22 protein-coding genes are annotated in these 22,185 nt (G+C 70.0%); 14 read left to right on the plus strand and 8 right to left on the minus strand.

Annotated features, from left to right (window positions below):
• Positions 1–79 precede the first annotated feature (79 nt).
• From ACQ143_RS04265 to ACQ143_RS04285, 5 genes are read left to right on the plus strand one after another with little or no spacing between them, the layout of a single operon-like run.
• Positions 80–868 carry an ATP-binding cassette domain-containing protein gene (locus ACQ143_RS04265; protein WP_449569452.1) on the plus strand — a complete coding sequence of 263 codons (789 nt, stop codon included), beginning with the start codon at positions 80–82 and terminating at the stop codon, positions 866–868.
• Positions 865–2,136: a sugar ABC transporter permease gene (locus tag ACQ143_RS04270; RefSeq protein WP_449569453.1), complete on the plus strand. Its 1,272-nt coding sequence runs from the start codon at positions 865–867 to the stop codon at positions 2,134–2,136. Before ACQ143_RS04265 ends, ACQ143_RS04270 begins: the two co-directional genes overlap by 4 nt.
• A 52-nt stretch (positions 2,137–2,188) precedes the next feature.
• Positions 2,189–3,457, plus strand: coding sequence for a DUF4921 family protein (locus tag ACQ143_RS04275; RefSeq protein WP_449569592.1), 1,269 nt, complete (start codon positions 2,189–2,191; stop codon positions 3,455–3,457).
• Entirely contained in the window at positions 3,454–4,569 is a 1,116-nt protein-coding gene (locus ACQ143_RS04280) for a class I SAM-dependent methyltransferase (protein WP_449569454.1), read from the plus strand. The genes ACQ143_RS04275 and ACQ143_RS04280 overlap by 4 nt, the downstream gene beginning before the upstream one ends.
• Positions 4,570–4,577: 8 nt before the next feature.
• Positions 4,578–5,057, plus strand: a complete 480-nt coding sequence (locus ACQ143_RS04285; RefSeq protein ID WP_449569455.1) for a DUF3817 domain-containing protein — start codon at positions 4,578–4,580, stop codon at positions 5,055–5,057.
• A 39-nt stretch (positions 5,058–5,096) separates the two neighbouring features.
• Here the strand turns inward: ACQ143_RS04285 and ACQ143_RS04290 are convergent, their stop codons facing one another.
• The gene (locus ACQ143_RS04290; RefSeq protein WP_449569456.1) at positions 5,097–5,507 is read right to left on the minus strand and encodes a MarR family winged helix-turn-helix transcriptional regulator; all 411 of its coding nucleotides are present in this window, start codon (positions 5,505–5,507) and stop codon (positions 5,097–5,099) included.
• Between the two features lie 180 nt (positions 5,508–5,687).
• On the opposite strand from ACQ143_RS04290, the gene ACQ143_RS04295 reads away from it, so the two are divergent.
• The 3 genes from ACQ143_RS04295 to ACQ143_RS04305 are packed head-to-tail and all read left to right on the plus strand — an operon-like array spanning position 5,688 to position 8,649.
• Positions 5,688–5,924, plus strand: a complete 237-nt coding sequence (locus tag ACQ143_RS04295) for a heavy-metal-associated domain-containing protein (RefSeq protein ID WP_449569457.1) — start codon at positions 5,688–5,690, stop codon at positions 5,922–5,924.
• 27 nt (positions 5,925–5,951) lie between these two features.
• Positions 5,952–7,976 carry a heavy metal translocating P-type ATPase gene (locus ACQ143_RS04300; RefSeq protein WP_449569458.1) on the plus strand — a complete coding sequence of 675 codons (2,025 nt, stop codon included), beginning with the start codon at positions 5,952–5,954 and terminating at the stop codon, positions 7,974–7,976.
• A 7-nt stretch (positions 7,977–7,983) separates the two neighbouring features.
• Positions 7,984–8,649, plus strand: a complete 666-nt coding sequence (locus ACQ143_RS04305; protein WP_449569459.1) for a Crp/Fnr family transcriptional regulator — start codon at positions 7,984–7,986, stop codon at positions 8,647–8,649.
• Between the two features lie 9 nt (positions 8,650–8,658).
• On the opposite strand, the gene ACQ143_RS04310 is transcribed toward ACQ143_RS04305, so the two are convergent.
• The 7 genes from ACQ143_RS04310 to ACQ143_RS04340 all read right to left on the minus strand — a co-directional run bounded on the left by ACQ143_RS04310 (position 8,659) and on the right by ACQ143_RS04340 (position 15,936).
• Positions 8,659–8,988, minus strand: a complete 330-nt coding sequence (locus ACQ143_RS04310; RefSeq protein ID WP_449569460.1) for a metal-sensitive transcriptional regulator — start codon at positions 8,986–8,988, stop codon at positions 8,659–8,661.
• A 16-nt stretch (positions 8,989–9,004) separates the two neighbouring features.
• Complete coding sequence (locus ACQ143_RS04315) at positions 9,005–11,281, minus strand: heavy metal translocating P-type ATPase (RefSeq protein WP_449569593.1); 2,277 nt, start codon at positions 11,279–11,281, stop codon at positions 9,005–9,007.
• Between the two features lie 76 nt (positions 11,282–11,357).
• Entirely contained in the window at positions 11,358–11,567 is a 210-nt protein-coding gene (locus ACQ143_RS04320) for a cation transporter (RefSeq protein WP_449569461.1), read from the minus strand.
• A gap of 545 nt (positions 11,568–12,112) precedes the next feature.
• The gene (nrdF, locus tag ACQ143_RS04325; RefSeq protein ID WP_449569462.1) at positions 12,113–13,090 is read right to left on the minus strand and encodes a class 1b ribonucleoside-diphosphate reductase subunit beta; all 978 of its coding nucleotides are present in this window, start codon (positions 13,088–13,090) and stop codon (positions 12,113–12,115) included.
• A 32-nt stretch (positions 13,091–13,122) separates the two neighbouring features.
• Positions 13,123–15,279, minus strand: a complete 2,157-nt coding sequence (nrdE, locus tag ACQ143_RS04330) for a class 1b ribonucleoside-diphosphate reductase subunit alpha (protein ID WP_449569463.1) — start codon at positions 15,277–15,279, stop codon at positions 13,123–13,125.
• Complete coding sequence (gene nrdI / locus ACQ143_RS04335; RefSeq protein WP_449569464.1) at positions 15,261–15,698, minus strand: class Ib ribonucleoside-diphosphate reductase assembly flavoprotein NrdI; 438 nt, start codon at positions 15,696–15,698, stop codon at positions 15,261–15,263. Before nrdI ends, nrdE begins: the two co-directional genes overlap by 19 nt.
• 4 nt (positions 15,699–15,702) lie before the next feature.
• On the minus strand, positions 15,703–15,936 hold the full coding sequence (locus ACQ143_RS04340; protein WP_036312128.1) for a redoxin NrdH: 234 nt from the start codon (positions 15,934–15,936) through the stop codon (positions 15,703–15,705).
• Positions 15,937–16,287: 351 nt separating this feature from the next.
• On the opposite strand from ACQ143_RS04340, the gene ACQ143_RS04345 reads away from it, so the two are divergent.
• From ACQ143_RS04345 to ACQ143_RS04370, 6 genes are all read left to right on the plus strand, one after another.
• Positions 16,288–17,493 (plus strand): MFS transporter, encoded by a 1,206-nt coding sequence (locus tag ACQ143_RS04345; RefSeq protein ID WP_449569465.1) that lies wholly within the window; start codon positions 16,288–16,290, stop codon positions 17,491–17,493.
• A gap of 20 nt (positions 17,494–17,513) precedes the next feature.
• Positions 17,514–18,269, plus strand: a complete 756-nt coding sequence (locus ACQ143_RS04350; protein ID WP_449569466.1) for an alpha/beta fold hydrolase — start codon at positions 17,514–17,516, stop codon at positions 18,267–18,269.
• 73 nt (positions 18,270–18,342) lie between these two features.
• A complete protein-coding gene (locus ACQ143_RS04355; RefSeq protein ID WP_449569467.1) occupies positions 18,343–19,503 on the plus strand; it encodes an acyl-CoA dehydrogenase family protein in 1,161 nt (386 codons plus the stop codon).
• Between the two features lie 24 nt (positions 19,504–19,527).
• Complete coding sequence (locus ACQ143_RS04360) at positions 19,528–20,799, plus strand: DUF445 domain-containing protein (protein ID WP_449569468.1); 1,272 nt, start codon at positions 19,528–19,530, stop codon at positions 20,797–20,799.
• Between the two features lie 7 nt (positions 20,800–20,806).
• Positions 20,807–21,703, plus strand: a complete 897-nt coding sequence (locus tag ACQ143_RS04365; RefSeq protein ID WP_449569469.1) for an arginase family protein — start codon at positions 20,807–20,809, stop codon at positions 21,701–21,703.
• Positions 21,700–22,170 (plus strand): SixA phosphatase family protein, encoded by a 471-nt coding sequence (locus tag ACQ143_RS04370; RefSeq protein ID WP_449569470.1) that lies wholly within the window; start codon positions 21,700–21,702, stop codon positions 22,168–22,170. Before ACQ143_RS04365 ends, ACQ143_RS04370 begins: the two co-directional genes overlap by 4 nt.
• Positions 22,171–22,185: the final 15 nt, after the last annotated feature.

The raw sequence follows: 22,185 nt of genomic DNA on the forward strand, positions 1-22,185 counted from the left end.
GAGGGGCGTCGCGTCGTCACCGGCGCGGCGCCCCTTCGCCACCTCGCCGCCCGCACCCGAAGCACAAGGAAGCGAATCCATGACCACCCCCATCATCGAACTGCGGGATGTGAAGAAATCCTTCGGTCCCGTCAACGTCCTGCGCGGCGTGAATCTGAAGGTCCATCCCGGCAAGGTCACCGCCCTGGTCGGTGACAACGGCGCCGGCAAGTCCACCCTCATCAAAGGCCTGGCCGGCGTGCAGCCCTACGACGACGGCGAGGTGCTGGTCGACGGAGTCCCCGCCGCTCTGCACACGCCCCGTGACGCCGCCCACCTGGGCATCGAGGTCGTCTACCAGGACCTCGCCCTGTGCGACAACCTCGACATCGTGCAGAACATGTTCCTCGGACGTGAAGAGATGTCCACCGGCACCTTCGACGAGGGCCGCATGGAGCGCGAGGCCTCCGACACGCTGCGGTCACTGTCGGTGCGCACCGTCAAGTCGGTGCGCCAGAAGGTGTCGAGCCTGTCCGGCGGGCAGCGCCAGACCGTCGCCATCGCCCGCGCCGTGCTCAAGAAGGCGCGCGTGGTCATCCTCGACGAGCCCACGGCGGCGTTGGGCGTGGCCCAGACCGAGCAGGTCCTGAACCTCGTCGAGCGGCTGAGCGAGCAGGGCGTGGCCGTCGTCCTCATCAGCCACAACCTCGCCGACGTGTTCGCCGTCGCCGACGACATCGCCGTGCTCTATCTGGGCCAGATGGTCGCGCAGATCGACGCGGCCGACACGACCCGCGACGACGTCGTGGGCTACATCACCGGCACCAAGGTGCCCGCCGGCGTCGAGCTGATCGGCACCAGCAACATCCCCGTGGGAGGCGACGCATGACCGCGCAGACGACTCCGCGCACCGCCGCGGCACCCGACCCGGTCGCCGGCGACCTCATCGGCAGCGGTGTCGAGGGTGGCCTGGCCGAGCAGTTCACCGCCTGGTGGCAGCGCGTCCGCGGCGGCGACATGGGGGCCCTCCCCGCCATCGCGGGGCTGGTGTTCCTCGCCATCCTGTTCGGTTTCCTCAGCCCGTACTTCCTCACGCCCACGAACTTCGCGAACCTCATGAACCAGGCCGCCTCGCTCGTGGTGCTGGGGATGGCCCTCGTGTTCGTGCTGCTGCTGGGCGAGATCGACCTGTCCGCCGGGGTCACCGGCGGCGTGTCGATCGCCGCGTTCGCGGTGCTGAATGTCAAGTTCGACGTCCCCTGGCCGCTCGCGCTGCTGCTCGGCTTCGGCGTCGGCTTCGCCACCGGGGCCCTCATCGGGTTCCTCGTGGCGCGCGTCGGCATCCCCTCGTTCGTCGTCACGCTGGGACTGTTCCTGGGGTACCAGGGCCTCGCGCTGCTGATCATCGGGGCCGGCGGCCTCTACCCGATCAACGCCCCCGAGCTCATCGCACTGCAGAACGGCCGACTTCCGGTGTGGGGCGGCTGGGTGATGCTGGCGGTCATGCTGGCGATCTCCGCGGGCATGTCGTTCTGGGATCGCAGCCGCCGCACCCGTGCCGGGGTGCCCAACCGGGCGATCTCGCTGGTCTGGATCAAGCTCGGCGTCATCGCCGTGCTCGGCGGGGCGGCCGTGGCCATCCTCAGCCTCAACCGCTCCCAGTCGGTCATCCCCATCGAGGGCGTGCCCGTCATCGTGCCGGTGGTCCTGGCGATCCTGTGGATCGGCACGTTCGCCCTCGACCGCACCCGTTTCGGCCGGTACGTGTACGCGATCGGCGGCAATGCCGAGGCGGCCCGTCGCGCCGGCATCAAGGTGCGCTGGGTGAAGTGGTGGTGCTTCGTGATCTGCTCAGGCTTGGCCGTGATGGCGGGACTGTTCGCGCAGACCCGCATCGGCTCGGTCGACGGCGCCGCCGGCCGGGACATCGTGCTGTCGGGCGTGGCCGCCGCCGTCGTGGGCGGGGTGAGCCTGTTCGGTGGACGCGGACGGCTGCTGCACGCCGCCATCGGTGCCCTGGTGATCGCGTCGATCACCAACGGCCTGGCACTGCTCAAACTCGGGGCGGGCATCAACCTGCTGGTCACCGGCGGCGTGCTGATCCTCGCCGCGACCGTCGACGCCCTGTCCCGGCTGCGAGGGGGCAACGTCAGATAGCCGCGGGTAGGCTGGCGGGGTGAGCGAGGCGACACAGCAGCCGATCGTGCGCATGCCCGACGGCACGGTCAAGCAGACAGGGCCGCTCACCGGCACCCGGGTGTGGACCGTGCCGGGGCGGGCGCATCGCCCGCTGACGGCGGCGCGCCCCGAACCCCGCCGGCTCGCCCGCGGCGAGCACACCCGCCTGTGCGCGTTCTGCCCGGACCGCTACCTCGAGACCACCCCCGAGAAGGCGCGGCTGGTCGGCCCGGACTTCGTCGAACATCGTCACGTTCCGGCCTCGCGGCTGTTCGACAGCGTCGCCGAGTTCCGCCGCTTTGCGAACCTGTTCGAGATCGTGTCGGCCGAGTACTGGCGGGAGAACCACGGGTTCCGCCAACCCGCCGCGGTGTTCGAGTGGGCCCAGGAGTACCTGTCCGATCCCGCCGGCCGCGCGCACATCGAGCAGCTCGCCGCGGTGCGCGCGGCGGCGTCGGGCACCCAGGTCTCGCTCGAGGAGGCCGCGCTGGACCTGCTGGGCGGGTCGCACGACGTCGTGGTCGCACGGCGCCATGTCGTCGACGACGCGCAGACCGACGATCAGCTGGTCTCGTCGGGCGTGCTGAGCTCCGACGAGCATGCGGCCTACTTCGCCTTCACGGTGCGCTCCCTCGCCGAGATCCAGGCCGCCCAGCCCGGCGCCGCGTACACCGCGGTGTTCCAGAACTGGCTGCGGCCGGCCGGCGCCTCGTTCGACCACCTGCACAAGCAGCTGGTCGCGATCGACGAACCGGGGCCGCAGGTCGACCGCGAGCTGCGCATGCTGGCATCCGACCGCCATCTCTATCAGCACCGGGAGGTGGATCTCGCCGTCGGGCAGCGCCTGCTGGTGGCCGCCACCGACGGCGCGGTCGCCTTCGCCGGCGTCGGGCACCGGTACCCCGCGTTCGTGGTGTGCTCCACCTCCGATGCGAACCTGCCGCAGGAGCATTCGGATGCCGGCATCCGCGCGGTCTCGGATCTCGTGCACGCGCTGCACGCGGCCACCGGCGTGCACGTGCCCACCAACGAGGAGTGGCACTACCGGCCGCCGTCGGCCCCGTGGCCCATGCCGTGGCGGGTCGTGCTGAAGTGGCGCATCTCCAACCCGGCCGGGTTCGAGGGCGGCACGAAGGTGTACGTGAACACGATCGACCCGTGGGAGCTGCGGCGCCGCGCGGTCGAATCACTGCTCGACCTGCGGGCGCAGGGCCGGCTGGCATCCGGCATCCGCATCGGTGACGAGTGCGTGCCCGCCGACGCACGGCTGCGCTACGCGGACGGGTCCGACGGCGAGTGAGCTTCTTCCCCTTCGATGCGCTCCGTCGCTGGCCCGACGTGTCGGGTTCGGACCTGGTCGCCGCCGACACCGCCGACCGTCTCATCCTCGATGAGGCGGATGCCGCACTGGCCACCGCCGGCGACGGCGAGATCGTCGTCATCGGCGACGGCTATGGCGCGTTGTCGCTGGCCGCCGCGCACGCCGGCGCCCGCGGCGTGCGGGTGCACCAGGACGCGGTGACCGGCGAGCGGGCCCTGGCCGCCAACGCCGAGCGGCTCGGCCTGACGGTGCGGTCGATGCCGCTGAGCGCCGACCTGGTCGCCGGAGCGCGGGTCGTGCTGCTGCGCCTGCCCCGGTCGCTCGACGCGCTGCGCGACATCGCCGGGCTCATCGCCGCCCACGCCGCCCCCGACGTCACGGTATATGCCGGCGGACGCATCAAGCACATGTCGCTGTCGATGAACGACGTGCTGCGGGAGCACTTCGACACCCTCGATGTCACGCACGCCCGGCAGAAGTCCCGGGTGCTGATCGCCCGGGGGCCGCGCAACGGGCGCGACCCGGTGCCGGCGGCCGGCCGCGACGGCACCCTCGAGCTGCGCGCCTACGGCGGCGCGTTCGCCGGCGCGCGGCTCGACATCGGGACGCGGCTGCTGCTGGCCTACCTCCCCTACCGGCCACCGGGCGGCACCGCCGACGACCCGTTCATCGATTTCGCGTGCGGCACCGGTGCCGTGGCCGCCCATTTGGCCCTGCGGCATCCGAAGCACTTCGTCTATGCCACCGACACGTCGGCGGCGGCGGTCGCCTCGGCGCGGGAGACGATGCTCGCCAACGGCGTCGCCGACCGGGTGACGGTGGTGCGCGACGATCTGCTCAGCCGGCGTCCCGACGCGGGCGCCTCGTTCATCGCCCTGAACCCGCCGTTCCACAGCGGCGGCGCCGTGACCGACCGGGTGGCCCTGCGCATGTTCGAGGAGGTCTCCCGCGTGCTGCGGCCCGGCGGTGAGCTGTGGTGCGTGTGGAACTCACCGCTGAACTACCGCAGCGAGCTGGAGTCGCTGGTCGGCCCCACCGTGCAGATCGCCCGCAACGCCAAGTTCACCGTCACCCGGTCGACCCGATCCTAGAGGTGCCCATGACCACCCCCACCCGGACCGCCCCCATCACCCCGCGCGCCCTGTTCCGCACGTTCGCCATCGCCGAGATGTTCACATGGGCGGGGCTCATCGCCGCCCTCATCCTGCGCGCGGTCGGCGTGGCCGAGTTCGTGCCGATCGCCGGCGGCATCCACGGTTTCGTGTTCCTCTGCTACGTCGCGAGCACTGTGTTCGTCTGGGTCAATCAGCAATGGCGGTTCGGCCTGGGACTGACCGGCGTGCTGCTGGCCATCATCCCGTTCGCGACCGTTCCGTTCGAACTGCGACTGGACCGCCGCGGTCTGCTGGCCGGTGACTGGCGCCTCGCCCCCGGCGGCGCTCAGCCGGTCGGCTTCGTGGAGCACGTGCAGGCGTGGGTGCTGCGGCGCCCCCTCCTGTCGGTCATGCTGCTGCTCGCGCTTCTCGCCATCGTGTTCGTGACGCTGCTGTGGCTCGGCCCGCCGATCCCGAAGAGCTGAGCGGACCCCACGACCGAGGCCGGCCGGCGGCGCGGCGGGTCAGACGACGCCGGCGCGGATGCCGTCGAGCGAAGCCGCGACGTTCGGCATCCGCTGCGTGAGCGCGCCGTCAAGCTGAGCGAGCCGGTCGCGGGCCTCCTGCAACACGCGGGCGCCCTTGTCGGTGAGGCTCAGGTCGCTGGCCGCGCCCGCCTGCGCGGTCGCGTCGGTGACGAGCCCGTCGTCGACGAGGGTGCGCACCGCCGTGTGGGCCGACTGGACCGTGATGTGCGAACGGCGGGCCAGCTCGGAGAACGAGATGCCGGGCTCGGCGTGGATGTGGCCGAGCAGGCCGAACTTGCGCGTGGAGATGCCCAGGTCCTTCAGTACGGCGGCCAGCTGGGTCTCCCACGTCGCCGACACCGCGAGCAGCGCGATGACGGGACTGAAGCGGGGCGCGTCTTCCGGCATACGCACAATGCTAGCGATCCGCCGTCGCCGGCCGGAACGACCCGTCCGTTTCTCTTGCCCGCCGGCCCGGGCTTGATCCCGGTCAAGGCGCGGGAGGGCCCGGCTGCGTACAGTGGGCCGCGCCACCGGGAACAAGTCCCCGGTCACGGTTGGAAAACCGGCTGAGAGAAAGGCACTGTCATGACCACGGCATCCCCCACCGTCCACACTCTGCTGCGCGCCGAAGGGTTCTCGTGCCCCTCGTGCGTCGCCAAGATCGAGAAGCAGGTCGGACGCCTCGACGGCGTCTCCCGCGTCAACGTGCGATTCGCCTCCGGACGCATCGAGGTCGAGCACGATCCGCGCCGCGTCTCCGCCGACGATCTCGTCGCCGCGGTCGCCACGGCGGGTTACCGCTCGACCGTCTCGTCGTATTGACCCCGTGAGTCGAAGGGCGGTCATCTCATGAACACGCGGCGCACCCGGCGGTGGGGCGGTGGGCTCGTCCCGGCCGTCGCGGGACTGCTGATCCTGATCGCGCTCGCCCTCCCGCACCTCGGCGGCGGGGCGGCCGATGTCGCGCTGGCGCCGCGATGGTGGCTGGATGCCGGTGGGCACGCGCACGGGCCGGGCACCGCGTTCCGGCTCTCCGACGCGACCCTGCTCGCCGCCGCGGCCGTCGCCGGCTTCCGCATCGTGGTGGCCGCCGTCCGCGCGCTGCGGGTGCGGTTCCTCAGCATCGATGTGCTGGTGTCGGTGGCCGCGATCGGCGCCGTCGTCATCGGCAACTTCTGGGAAGCCGCGGCGGTCACCTTCCTGTTCGCGGTCGGGCACGCGCTCGAGACGCGCACGATGGACAAGACCCGCGCGGCCCTGGCCGCCCTGGTGGCCATCGCCCCGGACCGGGCCATCGTCGTGCGCGACGGCGCGCAGGTCGAGATCGCCGCCGCCGAGGTGCCCACCGGTGAGACCGTCCTGGTCAAGAGCGGCGCGAAGGTCCCGGTCGACGGCGTGGTGAGCGCCGGCAGCGGTGCGATCGATGAGGCGTCGATCACGGGCGAGTCGATCCCGGTCGAGAAGGGTCCGGGCGACCGCGTGTTCGCCGGCACCGTCTCCCGCGGCGGCTTCCTGCAGGTGGAGGCGACCGGGGTCGGCGCCGACACCACGCTGGCCCGCATCATCCACCGCGTCGAAGAGGCGCAGGACGCCCGGGCGCGGACCCAGGCGTTCATCGACCGCTTCTCGAAGGGCTACACGCCGGCTGTCATGCTCCTCGCCCTGATCGTGGGGCTGGTCACCGGTGATGTCGTGCTCGCGCTGACCCTGCTGGTCATCGGCTGCCCGGGCGCACTGGTCATCTCGATCCCGGTGGCGATCGTGGCCGGCATCGGCCGGTCGGCCCGCCGCGGCATCCTCATCAAGGGCGGCGAGCACCTCGAGACGTCCGCGCGGATCACGGCCGTCGCCGTCGACAAGACCGGCACCCTCACCGAGGGCCGGCCCCACCTGACCGATGTGGTCGTGCTCGACGATGCGCTGGACCGGCGCGATGTGCTGCGCTGGGCGGCGGCCGCCGAGGCCGGGTCGGAGCACCCGTTGGCGCGGCCGATCGTCGCCGCCGCCGAGGCCGAGGGGGTGGCGCCCACCGGGGTCCCCACCCGGGTCATCCCCCTGACCGGCCAGGGCATCGTCGCCGCGGTCGACGGACGCCGGGTGCTCGTGGGCAATGCCGCGCTGCTGGCGGCGGACGGCGTGCACGATGACGCGCGGGCACGGGCGGTGGCCGAAGACCTCGCCCGGGCCGGACGCACGGCGATGATCGTCGTCGTCGACGGGGCCGTCATGGGCGTCGTCGCCGTCGCCGACGCGATCCGCGAGGGCGCCGCGGAGATGGTCCGCCGACTCCATGCAGCCGGCGTGCAGAAGGTCGTCATGCTCACCGGCGACACCCGGCCGGTGGCCGAAGCGGTCGGCCGCGCCGTCGGCATCGACGAGGTGCACGCGGCACTGCTGCCCGAAGACAAGCTGGCGGCCGTCGCACGCCTGCAGAGCGAGGGGCACACCGTGGCCATGGTCGGCGACGGTGTGAACGATGCGCCCGCGTTGGCCGCTGCCGACATCGGCGTGGCCATGGGCGCGGCCGGATCGGCGGTGGCCGTCGAGACGGCCGATATCGCCCTGATGGCCGACGACCTGCTGAAGCTCCCCGAGGCGATCGGGCTGGCGCGGCGCACCGTCCGGGTGTTGCGACAGAACATCGCGATCGCTCTGGTGACGGTGGTGCTGCTGCTGGCCGGTGTCTTCGCCGGCGGGGTGACCATGGCGGTGGGCATGCTCGTCCACGAGGGTTCGGTGCTCCTGGTGATCCTGAACGCGATGCGGCTGCTGCGGCCCCGGCGCGATCCGGCCACGACGGCGGGCGGTCGCCGATACTGGAGAAAGGAGAGGAGGGGGCATCATGACCTCGTCATCACTGGATCAGGGCGATGATCCGTGCGTGCGCAGGGTGCCGCTGTTCCAGGCGCTGACCCTCGCCGAGCAGCGTGAGGTCGCCGCGGTCGCGCGTCCGACCCGGGTCGCGCAGAACGAGCACGTGTACGCCGCGGGCGCCGACGTGTCGCAACTGGTCGTGGTGCACACCGGACGGGTGAAGGTGGCCCGGACGAGCGCCGACGGCCACGAGCAGATCCTCCGGGTCCTCGGCCCCGGCGACTTCATCGGCGAGTCGGCCTTCCTCACCGGCATCCACCCCGACCACACCGCGACCGCGCTGGAGGACTCGCGGCTGTGCGTGTTCCGGCATGCGGATCTGGGCATGCTGATCGACCGGCACGCGAGCATCGGCCTGCGCATGCTGCAGAGCGTGAGCCGGCGGCTGGGCGAGGCCGAGGCCCGGCTGGCGGCGGCCATCTCCAGTGACGTGAGCGCGCGATTGGCCGACTATCTGCTCGGCCTGCCGGCCCACGCCGAGCCCGACCGCCACCCCGAGGTGGTGCTGCCGCTGGCCAAGAAGGACGTCGCCTCGCTGCTGGACACGACCCCCGAGTCTCTGAGCCGCCAGCTGCGTGCGCTGACCGATGCCGGCGTGATCGCGCAGGGCACCGGCGGCCGCATCACGATCCAGGACGTCGATGCCCTCAGCGCCCTGGCAGGGCACCTCTGAGCCGGCGTGCTACCGGGTGAAGCGGGCGATGGCTTCGGCAGCCTCCGTGAACTTGGCGTCCGCCTCCTCACCGCCGAGCACCGCCGCATCGCGGAGGCAGTGCCGCATGTGGTCGTCCAGCAGCCCGAGGCCGACGTTGCGCAGGGCGGAGGTGAGCGCGGAGATCTGGGTCAGGATGTCGATGCAGTACTGCTCTTCGTCCACCATCCGCTGCAGCCCGCGCGCCTGCCCCTCGATCTTGCGCAGCCGGGCCAGGTAGCGGTCCTTGTCGCTGATGTATCCGTGGTGGGCGGATGCGTGCGGCTCGGCGTCGGCGTGCGTTTCGGTGTCCGTCTTCATGGTTCTCCCCCTGTGGTCACTTCTTCTCGTCGACGAGTTCGCGCTCGGCGGCCGAGATCGCCGTACCCACCGGTGTCTCGACGCCGCCGCGTGTCGATCGGAATCCGCGCAGCGTGAGCGAGTTCGACACCACGAACACCGACGAGAAGCCCATTGCGATGCCGGCGAGGGCCGGGTTCAGCAGACCGAGGGCGGCGACCGGGATCAGGGCGACGTTGTAGGCGAACGCCCAGAACAGGTTCCCCTTGATCGTCCACAGCGTGCGGCGGGACAGGCGGATCGCGTCACCCGCCGACCGCAGGTCGTTGTTCATGAGGGTGATGTCTGAGGCCTCGATCGCGACATCGGTGCCGGCACCCATCGCCAGGCCGAGATCGGCCTGTGCCAGGGCGGCGGCGTCGTTGACCCCGTCGCCGACCATCGCGACGCGCGCACCCTGCGCCTGAAGCCGTTCGACGGCGGCGACCTTGTCCTCCGGCAGGACGTCGGCGATGACGTGCGCGGCGTCGATGCCGACCTCGGCCGCGACCGCCGCCGCCGCCCGGGCGTTGTCCCCGGTGAGCAGATAGGGCGTGAGCCCGAGCTTCGTGAGCTGCGCGATCGCCGGCGCCGACGAGGCCTTGACCGTGTCGCGGACGACGACCACGCCCGCCGAAACCCCGTCGATGGAGACCGCGACGGGGGTCGCGCCCCGGGCCTGCGCCGCGTCGAAGGCCTGCGCCAGCGCCGGGGGCAGCGCGCCGTCCGGGCGGCCCACGACGACGGTCTGCCCGTCGACGACGGCGGTCACCCCGCGCCCGGCGGAGTTGGTGAAGCCGGTGGCGGCGGGCAGTTCTCCCCGCGCCGACGCGGCCGAGACGATCGCCTTCGCGATGGGGTGCTCGGAGCCCACCTCGACCGCGCCCGCCCGTGCGAGGACGGTGTCTTCGTCGAAGCCGGCTGCTGCGCGCACGTCGGTGACCGACATGACACCCTCGGTGACGGTGCCGGTCTTGTCCAGGACGATGGTGTCGACCTGACGCGTCGATTCGAGCACCTCCGGGCCCTTGATGAGCAGGCCGAGCTGGGCGCCGCGCGAGGTGCCCACCAGCAGCGCCGTCGGCGTGGCGAGCCCGAGCGCACAGGGGCAGGCGATGATCAGCACCGCGACAGCCGCCGAGAACGCCCAGTTGACGTCGCTTCCCTGCAGCAGGTGGACGATCAGCGCGAGCGCAGAGACGGCGATCACGGCGGGCACGAACACCGCGGAGATCTTGTCGACGAGTCGCTGCACGGGCGCCTTCTTCGCCTGCGCCTCGGTCACGAGCTTGGCCATCTGGGCGAGCGTCGTGTCGGCGCCGGTGCGCGTGACCTCGACGAGCAGCCGACCGGACGTGTTGATGGTGGCGCCGGTGACGAGGCTGCCGGGGGTGACGTCGACCGGCACCGATTCGCCGGTCAGCATCGATTCGTCGATCGCGGATTCGCCCTCCACGACACGGCCGTCGGTGGCGAGCTTCTCCCCCGGGCGCACGACGAAGATGTCACCGACCGCCAGTTGCGCGACGGGCACCCGCACCTCACGGCCGTCGCGGATCACCGCCGCGTCTTTGGCGCCCATGTCGAGGAGCGCCTTGAGGGCCGCCGACGAGGCCCCCTTCGCGCGCACCTCGAACCAGCGGCCGAGCAGCAGGAAGGTGATGACCACCGCGATCGTCTCGAGGTAGATATGGTCCATGCCGTCCGCGCGGGGGAGAAGGCTCATCTCCATGGTCATGCCGGGGTGCCCCGCGGTGCCGAAGAACAGCGCCCACACAGACCACGCGTAGGCGGCGGTGGTGCCCAGCGACACGAGGGTGTCCATGGTGGTCGAGCGATGCCGGAGGTTGAGCAGCGTCGCGCGGTGGAACGGCATGCCGCCGTACAGGTAGATCAGGGTCGACAGCACGAGGATGAGCCACTGCCAGTTCATGAACTGCAGGGCCGGGATCATCGAGATGGTCACGACCGGCACGGAGAGGATCGCCGACCACACGAGGCGCCGGCCCAGGTCCTTCGCCTCGGCGAGGCGCGCCTGTTCGTGCCGGTCGACGGGTTCGTCGGCATCCGAGGTGGCGGCGGGCTCCTCCTCGGTGACCATCGTGAAGGCGTCGTAGCCGGCGCCGCGAACCACGTCGATGAGCTCGGCCTCGGTGATCTTGCTCGGGTCGTAGTCGATCGACGCGGTCTCCGTGGCGTAGTTGACGATCGCATCCGCGCCGTCGACCTTGTTGATCTTCCGCTCGATCCGTGAAGAGCACGACGTGCACGTCATCCCCGTCACCCCGAGTTCGAGGTGGACGTAGTCAGTGCCGTCCGTCAGTGTCACGTGCTCTCCCTTCCCGAGAGGGTTACGCCTTGAGCGTGTAGCCGGCTTCGGCGACCGCGGCGGCGACCTGCTCGTCGGTGAAGTTCTCACCCGTGACGCTGACCGTGCCGGCAGCAGCGGATGCCAGGACTTCCGACACGCCCGCGATCTCGCCGACCTCTTCCTTGACCGACATCTCGCAGTGTCCGCAGGTCATGCCCTCGACGAAGTACTCCTTGGTGGTGGCAGCCATGGCCCATCCTTTCGCTCCGATGCCAGCGTTCGCTGCCATCAGTGCGATTCTATACCCCCTAGGGGTATGGGTGGGGTCTGCGACTGAACTCGCACAACCGCGGCCCGGCGATCTTCAGCGAGCACTCCATGGCCCTGCTCCTCGCCGAACCCGAGGAGGTGGCCATCCCGGAACTGACCGCGGCATAATCAGAACCAGCTGACCCGCACGGTGTTGAGAAACTCCACCACTCAGCGGGACGTCACCCCCTGGGGCGCGCGGAACACCTACTGATCGGACCTTTTCTGCGAATGCCGGCGCACTCAGTGGCACGGAGTGGCACGACCCCGCCGGCGCATCGAAGTCGAATTCCGGCTGCTGAGCCACCCCGCTCTCGGCAAAGAGGTGCGCGCGTGCCACCCCCGTGCCACTCCGAACGGCCATTCGAGTTCATTGCTGTCCTCCTCTGTCTCTTGAGAGAAGGCACAAGAGAGGCCCGAATCCGCAGATTCCTGCAGTTCCGGGCCTCTCACCAGCCGTTTCGGGCCGGAGTCAGAATCGGGAGGTCAGAAGTCCCAGTCGTCGTCTTCGGTGGCCACGGCCTTGCCGATGACGTACGAGGAGCCCGACCCGCTGAAGAAGTCGTGGTTCTCGTCCGCGTTGGGCGAGAGGGCCGACAGGATCGCCGGGTTCACGTTGGTGACGGTGGCCGGGAACATCGCCTCGTAGCCGAGGTTCATGAGGGCCTTGTTGGCGTTGTAGTGCAGGAACTTCTTGACGTCCTCGGTCAGCCCGATGCCGTCGTAGAGGTCCTGCGTGTACTGCACCTCGTTGTCGTAGAGCTCGTACAGCAGCGAGAACGTGTAGTCCTTCAGCTCGTCGCGCTCGGCCTGCGTGAGCTTCTCGAGGCCCTTCTGGTACTTGTAGCCGATGTAGTAGCCGTGCACGGCCTCGTCACGGATGATGAGGCGGATGATGTCGGCCGTGTTGGTCAGCTTGGCTTTGGACGACCAGTGCAGCGGCAGGTAGAACCCCGAGTAGAACAGGAACGACTCGAGCAGGGTCGAGGCGACCTTGCGCTTGAGCGGCTCGTCGCCACGGTAGTAGTCCATGACGATGCGCGCCTTCTTCTGAAGGTTCTGGTTCTCCACCGACCACCGGAACGCGTCGTCGATCTCGGGCGTCGAGCACAGCGTCGAGAAGATCGACGAGTAGCTCTTCGCGTGCACCGACTCCATGAACGCGATGTTCGTGTAGACGGCCTCCTCGTGCGGGGTGAGCGCGTCGGGGATGAGCGAGACGGCGCCGACGGTGCCCTGGATGGTGTCCAGCAGGGTGAGCCCGGTGAACACCCGCATGGTGGCGGTCTGCTCTTCGGGGGTGAGCGTCGCCCACGACTGCACGTCGTTGGACAGCGGCACCTTCTCGGGCAGCCAGAAGTTGTTCACGAGACGGTTCCACACCTCGAGGTCCTTGTCGTCCTGGATGCGGTTCCAGTTGATCGCCTGGACGTGATCGATGAGCTTGAGCGATTCGGGGGTCATTGCTTCTTTCCTAAAAATCCCAGATCAGAGCATCACAGCATGCAGCTGACGCACTCGGACATGTCCGTGCCCTCGAGCGCCATCTGCCGCAGACGGATGTAGTAGATCGTCTTGATGCCCTTGCGCCAGGCGTAGATCTGCGCCTTGTTGATGTCGCGGGTGGTGGCGGTGTCCTTGAAGAACAGCGTCAGCGACAGGCCCTGGTCGACGTGCTGGGTCGCGACCGCGTAGGTGTCGATGACCTTCTCATAGCCGATCTCGTACGCGTCCTGGTAGTACTCCAGGTTGTCGTTGGTCATGAACGGCGCCGGGTAGTAGACGCGGCCGATCTTGCCTTCCTTGCGGATCTCGATCTTCGACGCGATCGGGTGGATCGAGCTCGTCGAGTTGTTGATGTACGAGATCGAGCCGGTGGGCGGCACCGCCTGCAGGTTCTGGTTGTAGATGCCGTGCTTCTGGATCGACTCCTTCAGCTCCACCCAGTCGGCCTGCGTCGGGATGTGCTTGCCGGCGAACAGCTCCTTGACCTTCTCGGTCTCCGGCTCCCACGCCCGCTCGATGTACTTGTCGAAGAACTCCCCCGACGCGTACTTCGAGTTCTCGAACCCGTCGAAGGCGACGCCACGCTCGATCGCCAGCAGGTTCGAGGCACGCAGCGCGTGGTACAGCACCGTGTAGAAGTAGATGTTCGTGAAGTCCAGGCCCTCTTCGGAGCCGTAGTGGATGTGCTCACGGGCCAGGTAGCCGTGCAGGTTCATCTGGCCCAGGCCGATGGCGTGCGAGCGGTCGTTGCCCTCCTCGATGGAGCGCACCGACGAGATGTGGCTCTGGTTGCTGACGGCGGTCAGGCCCCGGATGGCCGTCTCGACCGTCTTGCCCAGGTCCGCGGCATCCATCGCCAGCGCGATGTTCATCGAGCCCAGGTTGCAGGAGATGTCCTTGCCGATCTGGTCGTACGAGAGGTCCTCGTGGTACGTGGTCGGCGTGTTCACCTGCAGGATCTCGCTGCACAGGTTGGACATGTTGATGCGCCCGGCGATCGGGTTGGCCCGGTTCACCGTGTCCTCGAACATGATGTACGGGTAGCCCGACTCGAACTGGATCTCGGCGATGGTCTGGAAGAACTCGCGCGCCTTGATCTTGGTCTTCTTGATGCGGGCGTCGTCGACCATCTCGCGGTACTTCTCGGTGACCGAGATGTCACCGAACGGCACGCCGTAGACCCGCTCGACGTCGTACGGCGAGAACAGGTACATGTCCTCGTCGTTCTTGGCCAGCTCGAACGTGATGTCGGGCACGACCACACCCAGCGACAGGGTCTTGATGCGGATCTTCTCGTCGGCGTTCTCACGCTTGGTGTCGAGGAAGCGCAGGATGTCCGGGTGGTGCGCGTTGAGGTACACCGCGCCCGCGCCCTGCCGGGCACCGAGCTGGTTGGCGTAGCTGAAGCTGTCTTCGAGCAGCTTCATGACCGGGATGATGCCGCTGGACTGGTTCTCGATCTGCTTGATCGGCGCACCCGACTCGCGGATGTTCGACAGCAGCAGCGCCACGCCGCCGCCGCGCTTGGACAGCTGCAGCGACGAGTTGATGCCGCGCGAGATCGACTCCATGTTGTCTTCGATGCGCAGCAGGAAGCAGCTGACCAGCTCGCCGCGCTGTGCCTTGCCCGCGTTGAGGAAGGTCGGGGTGGCCGGCTGGAAGCGGCCGGAGATGATCTCCTCGACCAGGTCGATCGCCACCTGCTCGTCGCCGTCGGCGAGCGCCAGCGCGGTCATCACGACACGGTCCTCGAAGCGCTCGAGGTACCGCTTGCCGTCGAAGGTCTTCAGCGTGTAGCTCGTGTAGTACTTGAACGCGCCGAGGAAGGTCTCGAAGCGGAACTTCTTGCTGTACGCGAGGTCGTTGAGCTTCTGGATGAACTCGTGCGAGTACTTCGCCAGCACGCTGCCGTCGTAGTACTCCTTCTCGACGAGGTAGTCCAGCCGCTCCTTGAGCGAGTGGAAGAACACCGTGTTCTGGTTCACATGCTGCAGGAAGTACTCCCGCGCCGCACGCTTGTCGGCGTCGAACTGGATCTTGCCGTCCGCGCCGTAGAGATTGAGCATCGCGTTGAGGGCGTGATAGTCGAGCCCATCGAACCGCGCGTCAGTCTTGAAGGTCGTCTCGGTCACTGCAGCTTCCACCATGATTCCAATCCGTCGCGCACACGGGCGACGTCCTCGGCCGTGCCGAACACTTCGAGCCGGTACAAGTACGGCACGTTGCACTTGCGGCTGATGATCTCCCCGGCCAGGCCGTAGGCCTCACCGAAATTCGAGTTCCCCGCGGCGATCACACCGCGGATGTTGCTCCGATTGCGCTCGTCGTTGAGGAACCGGATGACTTGCTTGGGGACCGCGCCCTTCTCGTGGTTGCGGCCCTGCCCCCCGCCGTAGGTGGGAGTGACGAGCACGAACGGCTCGGTCACCACCAGCGGCGCTTCCCGGGCATGCAGCGGGATACGGGATGCCGGCATGCCCAGCTTCTCGATGAACCGCGCCGTGTTGCCCGACACGCTCGAGAAGTACACGAGCAGCGGCGCGCTGGTCGCCGTCGCCGTGTTCATGGTCTCAGACCAGGCGGGATGCCAGCTCGTCGATCTTGTCGGGACGGAAGCCCGACCAGTGGTCCTCGTCGGTGACGACGACCGGCGCCTGCAGGTAGCCCAGCGACTTGACGTGCTCGAGGGCCGCCGGGTCTTCGGACAGGTCGAGGATCTCGTAATCGATGCCCTTCGAATCCAGTGCCCGGTACGTCGCGTTGCACTGCACGCAGGAAGGCTTGGTGTAGACCGTGATCGCCATGATGAACCGGCGTCTCCCCTCAAAGATCTGTGTTTCCCCGGTGAAGCCCGACCGGGAGTCCAATACTACATATGGGTACCGACATTCGTTAGCACCACAAGGGATAGTAGTTACATCCGTGTAGTTTTCCCACCTCTCTCCCCAGGTACAACACATGTTGTCCACCATTTCATCCACAGGTGCCCGGCGTGTCGCGGGAGGGGAAAAGCGCTGAATCACGCGCCTTTCGTCACCCGCGGTCTCCCCCTGTCCACAGGCCCGACGATAGGACCGGGTTCCGACATCGATCTGCCTGTGGAAACTCGTTCCGGCGTGTCGTCGGCGTGTCGCGCCCGGAGGTACCGTGGAGGGGTGGCGGGCTACCGTGATCTTCTTCGCACTCCGGGCGTCGCGCGCATCATCGCCGCCCAGCTGACGGCCCGCTTCCCCAACGGCATGACGAGCCTGGCGATCCTGCTGCACATCGAGCAGATGACCGGCTCCTACGGCGCCGCCGGCCTCGTGCTGGCGGCCACCTCGGTGGGCCAGGCCGTGTCGGGCCCGGTCACCAGCCGGTGGATGGGCGTGTGGGGCATGCGCCGCGTGCTGACGCTGACCACCGCCGTGTGCGCCGCGGCCATCCTGGTGCTCGCCCTCGCCCCGATGGCACTGCCCGGCTACATGCTGTTCGGACTGCTCGCGGGTCTGTCCACACCCCCGGTCCAGTCGGCGGTACGCACGATCTACCCGAAGCTGGTGACGTCGCGGCACCTCACACCGCTGTTCTCCCTGGATGCCAGTCTGCAGGAGATCATCTGGGTGCTCGCGCCCGTGGTCATCACCCTGGTGGCCACCCAGGTCGGCACCGTACCGGCCCTGCTGCTGATCGTGGTGTTCCTCGTCGGCGGCGGCGCGTGGTTCATCGCCTTGCCCGAGGTGGGCCGGGTCCGGATCCCCCGCGCGCGCCGTGGGTTCGGCCGCGTGCTCGGAAAGCCGGTGGTGCTGCTGGCCACCATCACCGGGTTCCTGCTCATCGGGGCCACCGCGGCCGTCGAGGCCGGCGTCGTCGCCACCTTCGGCCACGGCGGACTCGAGGCCGGGCTCGTCCTGGCGGTCTTCTCGCTCGGCAGCCTCGCCGGCGGCCTGTCGTTCGGGCACATCCCCATCGGCCGGTGGGCCATGGCGCGCCGCCTGGCGATCTTCACCGTGGGCGTGAGCGCGACCGTGCTCTCCCTGACGTTCTGGTGGCTGGGCGCGTCGCTGTTCGTCGCAGGTCTCGGCATCGCGCCGGCGCTGGCGGTGATGTTCGCCATGACGTCGGCGAGCGTGAAGTTCAGCGAGACCGCCGAGGCGTACGGGTGGATCAACACCGGACAGCTCATCGGTGCGGCCGCCGGCTCCGCCGTCGCGGGCTTCCTCATCGACGGCGTGGGCCCCGTCGGTGCCTACTGGGCCGGTGCGCTCTTCGCGGTCGCCGGCGTGATCGTGGCCGTCACGTGCGTACGCGGATTCCCCGACCTGCGCGGCCGCGACGTCAGCCCCATCCCCGACACCGAACCGGTCACGACCATCACCTGACCGGTCGTAGTGTGGAGGGCATGCCGGCGCCTGTGACCCTGCCCCGCCTGTCCTGGGGGTCGCCCCTCGCCCCGCGCCGCGCCCTGCTGGTGCACGGGCTGGGCTCGAACGCGGCGCTCATGTGGCGTTACGGGGTCGCGCTGGCCGATGCGGGCTGGCGCGCCGACGCGGTCGACCTCCGCGGTCACGGCACCGCCCCGCGCGCCCTCGACTACTCGATCGCCGCGTACGCCGTCGATCTGCAGCATGCCGCGACCGACGACGACGCCCCTTGGGACCTCGTGGTGGCGCATTCCCTGGGCGGCGCGGCGGCGGCCGTGGCCAGCGCCGATGCGCCCGCGTGGACACGCCGCCTCATCCTCATCGACCCGGCCATCGCGCTGAACGAGCGCGACCGCGCCGTCGTCCGCAACAGCCAGGAGCGCTCGTTCGCCGACCCCAGCGTGGCCGCCGTCCGCGCCGAGCACCCCGATTGGCACGAGCACGACATCGAGCTGAAGGCGCTGTCCGCGCAGCAGGCGAGCCTGTGGGCGGTGGAGCAGACCAGCGCCCAGAACACGCCGTGGGACGTCCGTGGGGCCGCCGCGCGCCTGACCGTCCCCACCCACATCATCGCCAGCGACCCGAAGGTGTACTCCATCTTCAAGGGGGCCCTGGCCGAAGAGGTGCTCACCAACCCGGTCATCACGATGTCGGTCGTCACCGGCGCCGGCCACTCCCCGCACCGCGACCGCCCCGAAGACACGATGCGCCACCTGCACGACGCGCTGGCCTGACCGGCCGCGCCCTCGGCATCCTTTGCCCGCCGACACCGCGCCACCCCGGCGCCGACGGGGCCACAATGGTCGGGTGACATCCTTCGATGCGACCACCCATCTGCCCGACGACCTGCTCGCCCGCATCCGCGACCGCGCCGCGCAGGTCGACCGCGACAACGTCTTCCCTGACGACGATCTCGCCGACCTGGTGGATGCCGGATACCTGAAGATCCTGGTGCCCGAAGACCTCGGCGGCGCGGGCCTCTCGCTCGCGCAGGCGTCCGTGCTGCAGCAGCGCCTGGCCACAGCGTCGCCGGCGACGGCCCTGGCCGTCAACATGCACCTGGTGTGGACCGGGGTCGCCAAGGTCGCCGGCGACCGCGGCGTGGACACGATGCGGTTCGTGCAGGAAGGCGCCGCCGCCGGCGAGATCTTCGCGTTCGGGGTCAGTGAGGCCGGCAACGACCTCGTGCTCTTCGGCAGCGACACCGACGCGGTGCCGCAGCCCGACGGGTCGTACACATTCACGGGCACCAAGATCTTCACCTCGCTCGCCCCGGTGTGGACGCAACTGGGCCTGCACGGCCTGGACACCACGAGCGCGGACGGACCGCGGCTCGTGTACGGGTTCGTGCCCCGCACCGACGCGGTCGTCACCCGCGACGACTGGGACACTCTGGGCATGCGCGGCACCCAGTCGCGCACCACCGAGTTGCACGGCGCCACCGCCCCGGCCGACCGCATCGTGCGGCGCCTGGCCCCCGGCCCGAGCCCCGACCCGTTCGTGTTCGGGATCTTCAGCGTGTTCGAGCTGCTTCTGGCGTCGGTCTACACCGGCGTCGCCCGCCGCGCGCTCGATGTGGCCGTCGAGGTCGCGCAGACCCGCAGGTCGAAGAAGACCGGCACGACCTACGCGCAGGACCCCGACATCCGGTGGCGGGTGGCCGAGATGGCCCTCGCCTACGACGCGATGCTCCCCCAGCTGGCCGCCCTCACCCGCGACGTGGACGAGCGGGTCGACCACGGCGCGCTGTGGTTCGCCAAGCTCAGCGGCGTCAAGCACCGCGCGGCCATGACGGCCAAGCAGGTCGTCGACCAGGCCATGCTCGTCGCCGGCGGCTCGTCCTACTTCACGCGCAGCGAGCTCAGCCGCCTCTACCGCGACGTGCTCGCGGGGCTGTTCCACCCCTCCGACCCCGAATCCGCACACAGCACGGTCGCCACCGCCTGGCTCGGCCCCATGGAGGCGTGAGCGCGCACCTGGCAGGATGACCACATGGCGCGCACTCCCACCGACCTGCTGAGCATCGCCGACCAGGAGCGTCGGCACGGCCTGCGGGTGATGAAGGGGGTCGCGCTGGGCGCCCTCCTGCTCATGGCGATCGTGTTCATCGTCGCCTTCGTGCTGCAGGACCGGTATCCCTGGCTGGGGTACGTGCGCGCCGCGGCCGAGGGCGGCATGGTCGGCGCGCTGGCCGACTGGTTCGCCGTGACGGCCCTGTTCCGGCATCCGCTCGGCATCCCGATCCCGCACACCGCGATCATCCCCCGGCGCAAGGACGAGATCGGGCGGAGCCTGGGCGACTTCGTCGAGACGAACTTCCTGGAAGGCGAGGTGGTGCGCGGCAAGCTCGAGCAGACCGCGATCGCCCGCCGCGCCGGTCAGTGGCTGCGCGAACCCGAGCATGCCGATGTGGTGGCCGCCGAGGCCGCGACGATGGCCGCCGGCATCCTGCACGCCCTGTCCGACGACGAGGTGCAGGACCTCATCAGCGATCTGGCCCGCGAGCACCTCATCGACCCGCAGTGGGCGCCGGCGCTGGGCGGGTGGCTGAGCCGGGTGGTGGATGCCGGTGCCCACCACGGCGCGGTGGATCTCGCCGTCGACAGCATCACCACGTGGCTGCACGCCAACCAGCAGGCCTTCAGCGGCCTCGTGTCGCGCCGGCTGCCGTCGTGGGTGCCGTCGATCGCGATGCGGCTGGTGGACGACACGGTCTACCACGAGGCGGTGAAGTTCGCCGAGGCCGTGCAGCGCGACGCCGGCCACCCCGCCCGCGCCGCCGTCGACGGATACCTGGCGCGGCTGGCCGACAGCCTGCAGCACGACGCGGCCACGATCGCCCGTCTCGAAGACGCCAAGGGCGCCGTGTTCGACAGCCCGCGCGTGCGGGAGCTCGCCGCCGAGGCGTGGCACACCGCGAAGACGGGTCTGCTGCGGGCGCTGGAGGACCCGGCCAGTCCGCTGCGCCGCCGGGTGACCGCCGCCCTCGCCGAGATCGGCGGGCGTCTGGCGACCGATCCGGCCCTGCAGCAGCGGGTGGATGCGCGCATCACCGACGCCGCTGTGTTCCTGGTCGACCGGTATCGGCACGACATCGCGTCGATCATCACCGACACGGTGGAGAAATGGGACCCGGCCGAGACCACCGAGAAGATCGAGCTGATGGTCGGCCGCGACCTGCAGTACATCCGCCTGAACGGCACGATCGTCGGCGCCCTGGCGGGCGTGGCGATCTACACGATCGCGCACCTGGTGCTGGGATGAGGGACCGATGAGCGTATCCGCATTGAGCGCCGACCCGCTGTGGCCCCGCGCGGGCGGGTGGCCGGCACCCGCCGGCGACGACTGGCTCGACGCCGTGCTGCTGGGGGTGCCCGCCTTCCGCACGTCGCTGTCGCCGACCGGCGCCAACGCCACGCCGCCGGCGGTGCGCGATGCGCTGCGTCGCTTCAGCGCGACGCTGCTGGGGCCGCCGCCGATCAACCTCGAGGAGGTGCTGCGCCTCGCGGACGCCGGCGACATCGTCGAGCCCGACGGTCCCGCGGGCGAGGCCCGCACGCGGGAGCGGGTGCGGGAGCTGACCGAGCGAGCGGGCCTGCTCATCGCCCTCGGCGGCGACAACTCGGCCACCTACGCCGTCGCGCAGGGCGCCGGGGCGGCGGGGCTGATCACGCTCGACGCGCACTTCGACCTGCGCGACGGCGTCTCCAACGGTTCGCCCGTACGTCGCCTGATCGAAGACGGCCTCGACCCCCAGCGCGTCGTGCAGATCGGCATCGCCGACTTCGCGAACTCCGCGGCCTACGCGCACCGCGCCGCCCACCTGGGCATCACGGTCATCACGCTCGATGACGTGCGGCGCCGGGGTCTGGCCGATGTCACGGACGAAGCGCTGGAGGTCGCCGGCGCCGACGGCGGCGAAGTGCACCTCGACATCGACGTGGACGTGTGCGACCGCGCCGTCGCCCCCGCGTGCCCGGCCTCGGTGCCCGGGGGCCTGCAGGCGTGGGAGCTGCGCGCGCTCGTGCGGGCCCTGGCATCCGACCCCCGCGTGCGCAGCGCGGACATCGTCGAAGTGGATGCCACGGCCGACACCACCGACGGGTGCACGGTGCGCCTCGCGGCGCTGTGCGTGCTCGAGCTGCTGGCCGGAAGGGCGCGGACATGACGACACTCGTGCTGGTGCGGCACGCCAAGAGCGACTGGGGGCAGCCCGGGCTCGACGATCACGACCGGCCGCTGAACGCGCGCGGAGAGCGGGATGCGCCGGTGATGGCGGCCCGGCTAGCGGCGACGGGCTTGCGCCCCGAGCTCGTGCTGTCGTCGACGGCGCTGCGGGCGCGGACCACAGCGGCGGCGTTCGCCGAGGCGCTCGGCGCCGAGCTGCGGTTGGACGCGGACCTGTACGGCGCCCCCGGGTCGCGACTGCTGGATGCGGCAGCCGCGACCGGACTGCCGCACGTGGTGGTCGTGGCCCACGACCCCGGGATGACGGTGCTCGCCGAGCGGCTCTCCGGCGGCGGCATCGGCCACATGCCCACCTGCGCGGTCGCGACCTTCACCTGGCACACCGACGACTGGGACGTCGCCACCGCCGTCGACCCCGACGACTGGACCGTCGACACCCCGCGCTGAGGCGCGGCGGGCCGC

The organism is Microbacterium pollutisoli, assembly GCF_053586795.1.